At 58.7% G+C, this 12742-nt stretch carries 12 protein-coding genes; 3 read left to right on the forward strand and 9 right to left on the reverse strand.

All coding sequences use genetic code 11. From position 1 onward, the window contains the following. Window positions 1–39 precede the first annotated feature (39 nt). The 9 genes from msrQ to mrcB form a co-directional block, all read right to left on the reverse strand. A complete protein-coding gene (gene msrQ / locus ACLD1X_RS27945; protein ID WP_429373358.1) occupies window positions 40–660 on the reverse strand; it encodes a protein-methionine-sulfoxide reductase heme-binding subunit MsrQ in 621 nt (206 codons plus the stop codon). Further along, window positions 660–1673, reverse strand: a complete 1014-nt coding sequence (msrP, locus tag ACLD1X_RS27950) for a protein-methionine-sulfoxide reductase catalytic subunit MsrP (protein WP_429373360.1) — start codon at window positions 1671–1673, stop codon at window positions 660–662. Before msrP ends, msrQ begins: the two co-directional genes overlap by 1 nt. A 58-nt stretch (window positions 1674–1731) precedes the next feature. Then, window positions 1732–2586, reverse strand: coding sequence for a CDP-diacylglycerol--serine O-phosphatidyltransferase (gene pssA / locus ACLD1X_RS27955; RefSeq protein WP_085726189.1), 855 nt, complete (start codon window positions 2584–2586; stop codon window positions 1732–1734). A 144-nt stretch (window positions 2587–2730) separates the two neighbouring features. After that, window positions 2731–3747, reverse strand: coding sequence for a ketol-acid reductoisomerase (ilvC, locus tag ACLD1X_RS27960; protein WP_003228216.1), 1017 nt, complete (start codon window positions 3745–3747; stop codon window positions 2731–2733). A 45-nt stretch (window positions 3748–3792) separates the two neighbouring features. Beyond that, complete coding sequence (gene ilvN, locus ACLD1X_RS27965) at window positions 3793–4284, reverse strand: acetolactate synthase small subunit (RefSeq protein WP_003205610.1); 492 nt, start codon at window positions 4282–4284, stop codon at window positions 3793–3795. A 2-nt stretch (window positions 4285–4286) separates the two neighbouring features. Beyond that, on the reverse strand, window positions 4287–6011 hold the full coding sequence (locus ACLD1X_RS27970; protein ID WP_429373364.1) for an acetolactate synthase 3 large subunit: 1725 nt from the start codon (window positions 6009–6011) through the stop codon (window positions 4287–4289). Window positions 6012–6494: 483 nt separating this feature from the next. After that, complete coding sequence (locus tag ACLD1X_RS27975; RefSeq protein WP_429373366.1) at window positions 6495–6830, reverse strand: YqcC family protein; 336 nt, start codon at window positions 6828–6830, stop codon at window positions 6495–6497. Further along, entirely contained in the window at window positions 6830–7567 is a 738-nt protein-coding gene (locus ACLD1X_RS27980) for a tetratricopeptide repeat protein (RefSeq protein ID WP_429373368.1), read from the reverse strand. The genes ACLD1X_RS27975 and ACLD1X_RS27980 overlap by 1 nt, the downstream gene beginning before the upstream one ends. A 16-nt stretch (window positions 7568–7583) precedes the next feature. Beyond that, a complete protein-coding gene (gene mrcB, locus ACLD1X_RS27985) occupies window positions 7584–9902 on the reverse strand; it encodes a penicillin-binding protein 1B (protein ID WP_429373370.1) in 2319 nt (772 codons plus the stop codon). Window positions 9903–10017: 115 nt separating this feature from the next. Between mrcB and ACLD1X_RS27990 the strand changes: the two genes are divergently transcribed. The 3 genes from ACLD1X_RS27990 to ACLD1X_RS28000 all read left to right on the forward strand — a co-directional run bounded on the left by ACLD1X_RS27990 (window position 10018) and on the right by ACLD1X_RS28000 (window position 12527). After that, complete coding sequence (locus ACLD1X_RS27990) at window positions 10018–11574, forward strand: AAA family ATPase (RefSeq protein WP_429373372.1); 1557 nt, start codon at window positions 10018–10020, stop codon at window positions 11572–11574. A gap of 91 nt (window positions 11575–11665) precedes the next feature. Further along, window positions 11666–12010 carry a pentapeptide repeat-containing protein gene (locus ACLD1X_RS27995; protein ID WP_429373374.1) on the forward strand — a complete coding sequence of 115 codons (345 nt, stop codon included), beginning with the start codon at window positions 11666–11668 and terminating at the stop codon, window positions 12008–12010. Between the two features lie 244 nt (window positions 12011–12254). Then, the gene (locus ACLD1X_RS28000) at window positions 12255–12527 is read left to right on the forward strand and encodes a TfoX/Sxy family protein (protein ID WP_007971093.1); all 273 of its coding nucleotides are present in this window, start codon (window positions 12255–12257) and stop codon (window positions 12525–12527) included. Window positions 12528–12742 lie beyond the last annotated feature (215 nt).

Consider the following 12742-nt stretch of genomic DNA (forward strand, 5'->3'; position numbering starts at 1 on the left):
GCGAATTATAGGCTTCCAGAATCTGCCGTCAACCACTATTTACGCCTTTTTGGCCGAAGAGCCCTTTTTAGCCATCAACCGCGGGATTCGACGGGCTAAAGGCGGAAGCCGCAGCGCTAACAGCAATGCACCTATAGAGGCATAGATCGCCCACTCCTTCAGGTCGGCGCGCACAATCCAGAGCATATGCAGCAATCCAAGCACCAGAATGACATAAGCCAGACGATGCAACTGCTTCCAGCGAGCACCCAATCGCCGCTGACTGTATCGATTGGAAGTCACCGCCAACGCCAACAAACCTAGAAAACCCAGCACCCCGACAATAATGTAAGGCCGCTTGCGCAACTCGACACCCAGCTGCGACCAGTCAAAACCAAGAATGAATGCGCAGTAACTAGTGAGGTGGAGCAACACATAGGCAAAACACCACAACCCCAGCTGCCGCCGCACGGCGTTCCACCCCGCCCAACCGGTGAGTTTCTGCAAAGGCGCCATGCTCAAGGTTACAAGCAGCAGAACCAGCGCCCCCAAACCCAATCGATCGACCAGCACCTTGCCCGGATCCGGCCCGAGGGCATCTTCCCAGGCCTGGTACAACCACAGCAGCGGCCACACCAACACCACTATAAAGACGCCGATACGCCAATACGGATAGCGCATCAATAATTCGCCCTCAGGTCGAGCCCCGCATATAGAGAGGCGACCTCCTCTGAATAGCCGTTGAACATTTGCGTATCGCGCACATTGGGTTTGAGCAAGCCGCTGGGCAGGCGCCGCTCGCGAGCCTGAGTCCAGCGAGGATGATCAACAGTGGGATTCACGTTCGCATAAAAGCCGTATTCGCTCGGTGCAATACTTTGCCAGGTGGTTTTCGGTTGCTCGCTGACCAGGCTGATGCGCACGATGGACTTGATGCTCTTGAAACCATATTTCCAGGGCACCACCAATCGCAGTGGCGCACCGTTTTGATTAGGCAGCTCACGCCCGTACATGCCTACCGCCAGAATCGCCAACGGGTTCATCGCCTCATCCAGCCGCAGCCCTTCTATATAGGGCCAGTCGATCAAGGCGAAACCGGAGCGCTGACCCGGCATGCTCTTGGGATCCTGCAGGGTTTCGAAGCGGATGAACCTGGCTTTCGAGGTCGGCTCGACCTCCTTGAGCAAAGCCGAGAGCGGAAAACCGATCCAGGGAATGACCATCGACCAGGCTTCCACGCAACGCAGTCGGTAGATTCGCTCCTCCAACTGATACGGTTTCATGAAGTCTTCCAGCGCATATCGCCCAGGCTTGCCCACCTCCCCGTCCACCACCACCGACCACGGCTGCGTCTTCAGCGCGCCGGCATTGGCAGCCGGATCACCTTTGTCGGTGCCGAACTCGTAGAAGTTGTTGTAATGGGTCGCATCCTTGAACGGCGTGATCGCCTCATCCTTGACGTTGACCGCGCCCCACTGGGTAGTTGCAAGCTTTTCACTGAACCAGGACGGCGCCTTACCCGGCTCAACATCCGGGTAGCGAGCAGCATCAGCAGCGCTGGCCCATTGCGGCAGGCTGCCCAAAGCGAAACCGGCAACCGTGGCACCGAGCACTTTGCGTCGAGACAGATAGAGGGATTCAGGCGTGACGTCCGACTCATGGCAGTCGGACGCCTTGGAGACTTTGATCAACATGGTTACTCCGCAGCTTTGGAGGGCAGATGCACCCATAGACTGCGGAGTATGAGGGAAGTTACGCGCTCTTGTTACGGCGAAGACGTAACAGGTATTGAACCGGACCGGAGGCTGCGTAGGCGAGAAACACCAGCAGCAGAATGCGCGGCGGATCACTGAACACCACTGCGAACACCAGCACCACAGCGAGAATCGCCACGAAAGGCACCCGCCCCTTCAGGTCCAGCTCCTTGAAGCTGTTGTACTTGATGTTGCTGACCATCAGCATGCCGGCCGCCGCCACCATCAGCGCCACCAGGAAAGACATCTTGGAGCCCTGGATACCGTAATCGCTGAACGCCCAGACAATACCCGCAACAACACCCGCCGCCGCCGGACTGGCCAGGCCGATGAAGTAGCGTTTGTCCGCCGTACCGACTTGAGTGTTGAAACGCGCGAGACGCAGCGCCGCACCCGCGACATAGATGAAGGCAACCATCCAGCCGACCTTGCCCATGTCACCCAGGGCCCAGCCGAAGGCCAGCAATGCCGGCGCAACACCAAAGGCGACCATGTCCGACAGCGAATCGTACTCGGCACCAAAGGCGCTCTGGGTGTTGGTCATGCGCGCCACACGACCATCAAGGCCATCGAGCACCATTGCAACGAAGATTGCGATGGCTGCAAACGCGAAATACTTGCTCGCATTGGCCGAGTCACCCGCACTCAGGGCTGCCTGGGCACTCATCGAGTTGATGATGGAATAGAACCCTGCGAAAAGGTTCGCAGTGGTGAACAGATTCGGCAGAAGATAGATACCACGATGCCGGACTTTACGACCCTCAGCGTCATGCCCTTCCTCGACATGTTCATCGACGGGCAGCAGGCTTTCGGCGTCAGAAGCCTGGTTTGGCTCTTCGGGGCGTTCGCTCATGGACATTACCTTGCAACGGGGTGGAAAGTTTGGACAGGCGTCTGGGACGACGGTTCGGCCGCAAACGATGCAGCTTTATACCAGAACCAGTCTCTCAAACGAAAAAACGCGGCCTAAGCCGCGTTTTTCGTACAAGAGCGTGACTTAGTTCTTGGCTTTGTCGACGATCTTGTTGGCACCGATCCACGGCATCATGGAGCGCAGTTGCTCGCCGATGATTTCGATACCGTGAGCGGCGTTGTTACGACGCTTGGCGGTCATCGAAGGATAGCCGGTAGCGCCTTCGCTGATGAACATCTTGGCGTATTCGCCGTCCTGAATACGTTTCAGGGCGTTGCGCATGGCCTGACGGGATTCGGCGTTGATGACTTCAGGGCCGGTCACGTACTCGCCGTATTCGGCGTTGTTGGAGATCGAGTAGTTCATGTTGGCGATACCGCCTTCGTACATGAGGTCAACGATCAGCTTCAGTTCGTGCAGGCACTCGAAGTAGGCCATTTCCGGCGCGTAGCCAGCTTCAACCAGGGTTTCGAAACCGGCCTTGACCAGTTCAACGGTACCGCCGCACAGAACGGCTTGCTCGCCGAACAGGTCGGTTTCGGTCTCGTCCTTGAAGGTGGTTTCGATGATGCCGGTACGACCGCCGCCAACACCGGCAGCGTAGGACAGAGCGACGTTCTTGGCGTTGCCCGAGGCGTCCTGGTAGATAGCGATCAGGTCAGGGATACCGCCGCCCTTCACGAACTCGGAACGCACGGTGTGGCCTGGAGCCTTCGGCGCGATCATGATCACGTCGAGGTCAGCGCGCGGCACAACCTGGTTGTAGTGGATCGCGAAGCCGTGGGAGAAGGCCAGGGTGGCGCCTTTCTTGATGTTCGGCTCGATTTCGTTCTTGTACAGCGAGGACTGGAACTCGTCCGGGGTCAGGATCATGACCAGGTCGGCAGCTGCAACAGCGGAAGCAACGTCGGTCACTTTCAGGCCGTGGGCTTCAGCCTTGGCAACGGTAGCCGAACCTTTACGCAGGCCGACAGTCACGTCAACGCCGGAATCTTTCAGGTTGCACGCTTGAGCGTGGCCTTGGGAGCCGTAGCCGATGATGGCAACTTTCTTGCCCTGGATGATCGACAGGTCGCAGTCTTTATCGTAGAAAACTTTCATGAATTTCCCCTATATCAGGCCGTTCAGGCCGTTCGCTAATTTGGTTTAGATGCTGAGTACTTTGTCGCCGCGGGCAATGCCGGTCACGCCACTACGGACGGTTTCCAGAATCGAGGCGGTGCCGATGGACTGAATGAAGCTGTCGAGCTTGTCGCTGGTACCGGTCAGTTGAACGGTATACACGCTGGCGCTGACATCGACGATCTGTCCACGGTAAATATCGGTAGTGCGCTTGATCTCGGCGCGCTGGGCGCCGGTGGCCTTGACCTTGACCAGCATCAGTTCGCGCTCGATGTGAGCACTCTCCGACAGGTCGACCAGTTTTACCACTTCGATCAGCTTGTTCAGGTTCTTGGTGATCTGTTCGATGATCTCATCGTGACCGACAGTGGTCAGCGTCAGACGCGACAGGGTCGGGTCTTCGGTCGGGGCCACGGTCAGGCTTTCGATGTTGTAGTTGCGCTGCGAGAACAGACCAACCACACGAGACAGAGCACCGGGTTCGTTTTCCAGAAGCAAGGAAATAATGTGCCGCATGATTAGGTACGCTCCGTCTTGCTCAGCCACATATCGCGCATGGAGCCGTCTTTGATCTGCATCGGGTAGACGTGCTCGCTGGTATCGACCGAAATATCGATCACCACCAGGCGATCCTTCATGGCGAACGCCTCTTCCATCTTCGACTTCAAGTCTTTCGATTCGGTGATGCGTACGCCGACGTGGCCGTAGGCCTCTGCCAGCTTGACGAAATCAGGCAGCGATTCCATGTAGGAATGCGAGTGACGGCTGCCGTAGCTCATGTCCTGCCACTGGCGAACCATCCCCAGCACACCGTTGTTGAGGATGACGATCTTCACCGGCAAACCGTATTGCAGGCAGGTCGACAGTTCCTGGATGTTCATCTGGATACTGCCCTCGCCGGTGACGCATGCAACGTCATCGTCAGGGAAGCTCAAGGCGATGCCCATGGCCGCCGGCAAACCGAAGCCCATGGTGCCCAGGCCACCGGAGTTGATCCAGCGGTTCGGCTTGTTGAACTTGTAGTACTGCGCAGCGAACATCTGGTGCTGGCCCACGTCGGAGGTCACAAAGGCATCGCCCTTGGTCACTTCGCACAGGGTTTCGATCACGGTTTGTGGCTTGATCTTGCTGCCGTCGCCCTTGTCGTACGGGAACAGGCCTGCATCACCACGCCATTCGTCAACCTGCTTCCACCAGCTGGCAACGGACTCCTTGTTCGGGGTCTCGCCGATTTCCTTGAGGATCGCGACCATTTCGGTCAGGACACTCTCGACCGGACCCACGATAGGCACGTCGGCCTTGATGGTCTTGGAGATCGAAGCCGGGTCGATGTCGATGTGGATGATCTTGGCGTTCGGGCAGAACTTCGACGCGCCATTGATGACGCGGTCGTCGAAGCGTGCGCCGACAGCGAGGATCACATCAGCATGGTGCATCGCCAGGTTGGCGGTGTAGCTGCCGTGCATGCCGAGCATGCCGATGAACTGACGGTCGGTGCCAGGGTAGCCACCGAGGCCCATCAGGGTATTGGTCACTGGCAGGTTGAGCATCTTCGCCAGTTCGGTCAGTGGTGCCGAACCACCGCCGAGGATCACGCCGCCGCCCGAGTACAGCACAGGACGCTTGGCCGCCAGGAGCATTTCTGCCGCCTTGCGGATTTGACCGGAGTGACCGCGAACAGCCGGGCTGTAGGAACGCAGCTTGGCTTTTTTCGGGAAGACGTATTCGAACTTCTCGGCCGGGTTGGTCATGTCTTTCGGAATATCGACAACGACCGGGCCAGGACGACCGGATTGCGCCAGGTAGAACGCCTTCTTCATGACTTCCGGGATTTCCGACGCGTGCTTGATCATGAAGCTGTGCTTCACGATCGGCCGGGAGATACCGATCATGTCGGTTTCCTGGAACGCATCGGTGCCGACCATGGTGCTCGGTACCTGGCCGGAAATGATCACCATCGGAATGGAGTCCATGTAGGCCGTGGCGATACCGGTGATGGCGTTGGTTGCACCCGGACCGGAGGTCACCAGTACCACGCCGGCTTTACCGGTGGCACGGGCGTAGCCGTCAGCCATATGGGTAGCCGCTTGCTCGTGACGAACCAGGATGTGGGTCACTTCCGGTTCTTTGAACAGGGCATCGTAGACATGAAGAAGAGCACCACCCGGGTACCCGTAGATATATTTGACGCCTTCGTCGCGCAAAAAGCGGACGAGCATCTCACCGCCAGATAAAAGCTCCACGTTGCTCACCTCTAAAACGCCAGAATACCGCCCACGAAAAATGGGACGGGTCTTAATAGGTTTACTTCTCAGCAGAGCATGAGCGACGGTGGTCGCCGACTACGTCAGCACTGACTGAGCAAGTATTGGGATCGTCCCAAGTGTTGCGGGCCTTTCCCACCCAGCGCGAGGTAACGCGTTGCGGGTGTAACAGGTCGACGCGGATATGCGCCTCATGATCTGCTGAGAGGGTCTGCTTCTGGCAGTCCCTGTACAGCGGACTTTGGATTCTTCTGTTTCGCCCTTCGCAAGTCAAGTCGTCTATGAGCTTTATTCTAGTAAGCACATGAGAACGCAAGAAAAAACCTGTAAATCCCCTGTGTGTTAGCTCCAATTGCGCAAGTTTTGGCAAAAAATTGGCACGCGCATGCACTTACCCGGCAACAGCCGACAAAACAGGGAGAGATTGTGGACAACTGCCAGCGGACGCTGGCAGCTTCTGGCTCAGCGAGATGCGGTGATCAGTTGATCGAACTGCTTGAGCAATGCCTGCAACTGCCGATCCTTGCCTTGGACGTTGCGTCCGGCAAAGACCATTTCGGCCATTTCCTGAATGCCCGAAGCATTGGGTAGCGGCAAGTTCTGCTCGAGGATCATCTTCATGCGTGGCAGGAAGATCCATTGCAGCCATTGCTCGAAATCCAGTGTATCGACCGAAAACGGCTCGACGCTGGAAAGCGCTTCAGCAGATGGCGAGACTTCATCCCACCATCCTTGCACCCGCAGTTCGCGCTCGATCAACAACAGCTGATCGGCGATTTTCAGAAAGCGCGCATCCATCACAGCGTTACCTTGGCCTTCTGACGAGACAATGCCGCGCCCTGGGAGTCACCCTGCTTTTCACGTGCCTGGGCAATCAGTTCCCACAAGTTCGCCTGAAGGGCTGGACGGCCACTGGCAAAGGTCAGCCCGCGACGAGCGAACTGCTCGGCCTGGGCGGCATCGCCTTGAGCCATCCGCACCTGCGCCAGACGGTAAAGCACCTGCGGCTCACGCGGAGCAACACGCTGGGCGCGCTCGAGGCTGGAGGCGGCACCATTGAGATCACCGCTCGCCTGTTGCTGTTGAGCGGTGGTCAGCAACGCCAATACCGGGCCATCCAGCTGCTCGTCGGCAGACAGCCCGCCCGAACTGGCTGACGGAATCCCGCTTGGCGACGACGGCATGCTGTAGCTGCCCTGATTGATCGGTGCCGACTGGACCGGCGACGTGTCAATCGGCCCCGGTGTGATCGGCCCCGGAGTAATAGGCGTAGTGCTGATCGGCGTAGAAGTCGATGCAGCGCCTGGCACCATCACCACGACGCCGCTGTCACCTTGCGGAATCGCCTGGGCCCGCGACTGACCCTGTACAGGGCGCTTGACGGTCGACTGGCGGAAGCCGCCATTGGCCGAGATCCGCTCACTGTTGGACACGGCGGTGCCGGCATCCTCAACCGGAATCGAACCACGTTGTACGGTGGAGCAACCGCTGAGCAAAGCTACGGCGGCAACCGCCGGAATCAACCACTTGTTCACTTGAAGCCCTCTTTGCTTAATTCATCCAGCCCTTGACCCAGTCCATCACCGTCTCGGCAGGGTTTTCACCTCCGCAGACGGCACCTGGAGGCGGTTCGCTGCCGCGAATATACGGCATCTGCACCGCGCCCGGGCAACCGGCGTCAGAACCTTGTCCGGTTCGCGAATCAACCCAGGCCTGAACGATATTGTCCGGCTGCGGCATGTCCAGGGGAAGTGGGTCAGCCTTGCGCATGAAACTGGTCCAGACCTGCAAGGCCCCGGTGGCGCCAGTGAAAGGCGTCTTGCCGTTGTCGTCGCGACCCAGCCAGACCACCGCCAGCAAGTCCTGGCTGAAACCGGCAAACCAACTGTCCCGCGAGTCGTTACTGGTACCGGTTTTACCCGCCAGGGTCAGGGTCCTTGGCAACACGTTATAAACCGAGCTGCCGGTACCTTCACGCATCACACGCTGCATGGCGCTCTGGATCAGGTAAATGGAGGCCGGATCGAAACGCTGCTGAATCTGGAACGGATAACGCTTGAGCGGTTCGCCCTCGGCAGTCAGCACGCTACGAATCCCGCGCATCGGCGTATTGAAACCGCCGTTGGCGAGGGTCTGGTACATGGTCGCCACTTCGATGGGCGTCATGCCGCCGGCGCCGAGCAACATCGACGGGAAGGCCGGGAACTCACGGGTCACCCCCAGGCGCGCCAGGGTCTTGAGGACATTCGGTACACCGACCGCCAGACCGAGGCGCGCGGTCGACAGGTTGTAGGAATGCGCCAGGCCTTGATAAAGGAAGACGGTACCGTGAGAACGACGATCGTAGTTCTGCGGCTTCCACACCTGGCCATCGGCGCCCTTGACCGAGAAGGATTCGTCCGACAACCAACTGGTCAATGTGTACTGGCTAGGCTTCTCCAGCGCAGTCAGGTAAACCGCCGGCTTGATCAGCGAGCCGATCGGCCGTACCGCATCCAGCGCCCGGTTGAACCCGGCAAAGCTGGCCTGGCGACTGCCGATCATGGCCTGTACTTCACCGGTCTCCGGGTTGGTCACGACCATTGCCGCTTCGACGTCATCGGACCCCTTGCGCCCGGCCAGGCGCTTGAAGGTGTCGTTGACCGACGCCTCGGCCTTCATCTGCAGGATCGGGTCGAAACTGGTGAAAATTCGCAGGCCTTCTTCGGTCAAGTCTTCGTCGCGATAGTCTTCGCGCAACTGACGCTTGACCAGATCAAGGAAGCCGGGGAACGAGCTGTCCGCCAGACTGCCGCGCTTGGTCACGCCCAGTGGCATTTTCTTCGCCGCCTCAACCTGCTCGGCAGTCGCGACGCCCTGCTCTTGCAGGACGTCGAGCACCAGGTTGCGCCGCTCAAGGGCACGCTCCGGATAACGACGCGGGTTATAGGAAGAAGGCCCCTTGACCATGCCCACCAGCAGTGCGACCTGATGCAGCTTGAGTTCGGCCAGTGGCTGGCTGAAGAAGAACTGGCTGGCCAGACCGAAACCGTGCACCGCACGCTGACCGTCCTGCCCGATAAACACCTCGTTGAGGTAGGCCTCAAGGATTTCGCGCTTGTCGTAATGCAGTTCCAGCAACAGCGCCATCATCGCTTCGGTGAGTTTGCGGCTCAGGCTGCGCTCGTTGGTCAGGTAGAAGTTTTTGACCAACTGCTGGGTCAGCGTACTGCCGCCCTGACGCATGCGGCCAGACGAACCGTTGACCCAGATTGCGCGGGCAATCGACTTCGGCGAAACACCAAAGTGATGATAAAAATCGCGGTCTTCGACAGCCACCAGCGTTTCAAGCAAATACGGCGGCACCTGATCGATCTTGATCAGAATCCGGTCTTCGAGGTTTTTCGGGTACAGACCGCCGATCAGCAGCGGCTCCAGGCGCACCACGGATAGTTTCGAGTCCTTCGCGCCCGAAAGCTCGGCCACGTAATCACCAGAGAAACGCACCCGCACTGGCTGCGCTTGCTCCATGCCTTCATAGAACTGGAAGCCGCGGGTGTTCAAATCAACGGTATTGCCGTTGACCGACGCCGCACCCGGACCGTTGGCCACGCTCTCACGGCGATAGCCCAGGGCATCGAGTTCGGTCAGGAAATCGTCCCTGCTCAGCTTTTGTCCGACGAACAGCTCGAGCGGCCGCGCGTAGACCTTGGCCGGAATGGTCCAGCGCTTGCCGGAGAACTTCTCCTGGACAATTGCATCAAGGTAAACGGCGAATCCGGCCAGCACTACCAGGCCGACCAGACTGAGTTTAATGGCCCAGCCCAGCCACGGGCGCAGGCCCCTGGAGGGTGGTTTTATTGGGGTACGGGGAGTTCGAGTACGAGTCATGGCGGCGGATTATACGCACTTTATTCATACCCGACAGGAGCGCTCCGAGGTTTGCGCCAAGCGGAGTTACGGCCATAATGGCCGCCTTGATTTTCCAGACTCTGAAGGATCGCCTGTGAGCCAGTCCCTGATCGCTGCCCTGCAAAACCCTGCCCTCTACCCGCACCCTGTAGACGGATTCCAGGTCATCGAAACCCATATTTCATGGGTCGTTCTCACAGGCCCCTTCGCTTATAAAGTGAAGAAGCCGGTCAATTTCGGTTTTCTCGACTTCACCAGCCTCGAAGCTCGCGAACACTTTTGCACTGAAGAACTGCGCCTGAACCAGCGCCTGACTGACGATCTGTACCTCGAAGTGCTGCCCGTCACCGGCAGCGCCGAGGCTCCGCAATTGGGCGGTGAAGGCCCGGCCATCGAATATGTCCTGAAGATGCGCCAGTTCCCGCAAGACGGATTGTTGAGCACCCTTCAGGCCAATGGCGAACTGACCACCGCCCACATCGACGAGATGGCCGAACAAATCGCCCGCTTCCACCTCAGCGCACCGAAAGTGCCAGCCGGGCACGAAGCCGGCACCCCGGACAGCGTCATGGCGCCGGTGCGGCAGAACTTCGAACAGATCCGCCCGTTCCTCAGCGACAAAACCGACCTGCTGCAACTCGACGCCCTGCAAGCCTGGGCCGAAAGCAGCTTCGAGCGCCTCAAACCGTTGTTCGCCCAGCGCAAGGCCGAAGGTTTCATTCGTGAATGCCACGGTGATATCCACCTGGGCAACGCGACCGTGATCGATGGCAAGGTCGTGATCTTCGACTGCATCGAGTTCAACGAACCATTTCGCTTTACCGATGTTTATGCCGACACCGGCTTCCTGGCCATGGACCTGGAAGACCGCGGCCTGAAGTGCCTGGCGCGTCGCTTCATCAGCCAGTACCTGGAACTGACCGGCGACTATCGCGGCCTCGAACTGCTGAACTTCTACAAGGCCTACCGCGCACTGGTTCGCGCCAAAGTCGCCCTGTTCAGCATGCCGGCAGAGGCGACTGCCGTGCAGCGCGCCACCACCCTGCGCCAGTACCGCAACTACGCCAACCTCGCGGAAAGCTACAGCACCATTCCTTCGCGCTTCATGGCCATTACCCACGGCGTGTCCGCCGTTGGCAAGAGTCATGTCGCCATGCGCCTGGTCGAAGCCCTGGGTGCGATTCGCCTGCGCTCCGATGTCGAGCGCAAGCGCCTGTTCGGCGAGCAAACCGTCGAGAATGACGTACAGGCCGGCATCTATAGCGCCGACGCCAGCGCGGCCACCTATGCCCGCCTGCATGAAATCGCCGATGTCATCTTGCATGCAGGCTTCCCGGTGGTGGTCGACGCCACCTACCTCAAGCGTGATCAGCGTGACAGCGCCGCCAAGGTGGCCGAGGCCACCGGCGCACCGTTCCTGATTCTCGACTGCAATGCGCCCCAGGCCGTAATCGAAAGCTGGTTGGCCGTGCGCCAGGCAGACAAGAAAGATCCTTCCGACGCCACCCTGGCTGTAATCGCAGCTCAACAAGCCAGCCGAGAAGCGCTGACGCCTGCAGAAATCCTCTGCAGCAAGCGTGTCCAGACCAATGAAAGCGGGACTCTCGATACCGTTGTGGCACAGATTCGCCAGCGCCTGCCCGGCCTGTAAGAAACTATTTCAGCCGTGGGGCCCGCGCTGGCTTCACGGCCGTCAAATAGTGGCAGTATACTGGCGTCATAAAACCATCAGGTGATGCGAAATGAGCCAGCCGAAACTTCTCGACACACCGCTTTATGCCCTGCTGCACAAAGACGACATCAAAGGCTTCAACAGTGAACGCCCCAAGGATGGCCCCATCGACATGGTGGGCGGAGACTTCCGGGGGCTGGACCTGCGTGAGCTGAATGCCGCCGGCGTGGATTTCAGCGACGCCTACTTCCGTTCCTCCGACTTGCGCGGCATCGATTTTCGCAAGGCGAACCTGGAAGGCGCGAGCCTGTCCCACGCGCAAATCTCCGGCGCCTACTTTCCGGTGGAACTCAGTGCCGACGAAATCCTGATGTCGATGAACTTTGGCACGCGACTGCGTTATCGCACCCGCTGATCAACGTCGCTGATTGACACGTCCAGCGCCCCCGCTGCGCTGGACTGTGTGGATATTCACCCGCAATTCCTGACTTTTCACCACCTATTCCCCCGCCATTCGCAGACGTTTAGCCCCCTGCCAACTTTCGCCCCTTAGAAGCGTTTGCGTCGAAAACGAGCAAACAATCACGCTTTTCCTGCTGATGGCTACACTCCTCAGAAGATTGCCCACGCTCTCCATTCGGCCATCGCAAGGAGGCTTGATGAATGATGAACTGCAACACCTGAAGAATCTTGGCAAGACGTCAGCGCAATGGTTGCATGCCGTGGGCATCCATAGCGCGTCGGACTTGCGTCGCCTCGGGGCGGTGGATGCTTATCGGGCCGTGCGCACGCGCGGTTTTCGGGCGTCCAAGGTGTTGTTGTACGCAATTGAAGGCGCCCTGATGGACGTTCACTGGAATGACATTCCTGCCGAGCGCAAGGAGGCGCTGAACAAACAACTGGAAGCCATTTCTTCACGCCACAAGAATTGACCCCACAAATCTTACTGAAGCTTTGCAAGCTGACGCCCAATGATTACAAGGCCTGCAGACGAAAATCCGGCCAATCGAAAAGAATTCGGGAAACAGCGGTTGACTTGGTAATGAGAATCGATATGATTATCACAACTGGTCGCGAGACTGGTCGATATTCTGAAAAGCCCTTGGTTCGGACTCTCGGATTATCTCCTCATCAGGCTAATCACGGT

The sequence above is a fragment of the Pseudomonas sp. 18173 genome (genome assembly GCF_050432945.1).
In the GTDB taxonomy this organism is placed as follows: domain Bacteria; phylum Pseudomonadota; class Gammaproteobacteria; order Pseudomonadales; family Pseudomonadaceae; genus Aquipseudomonas.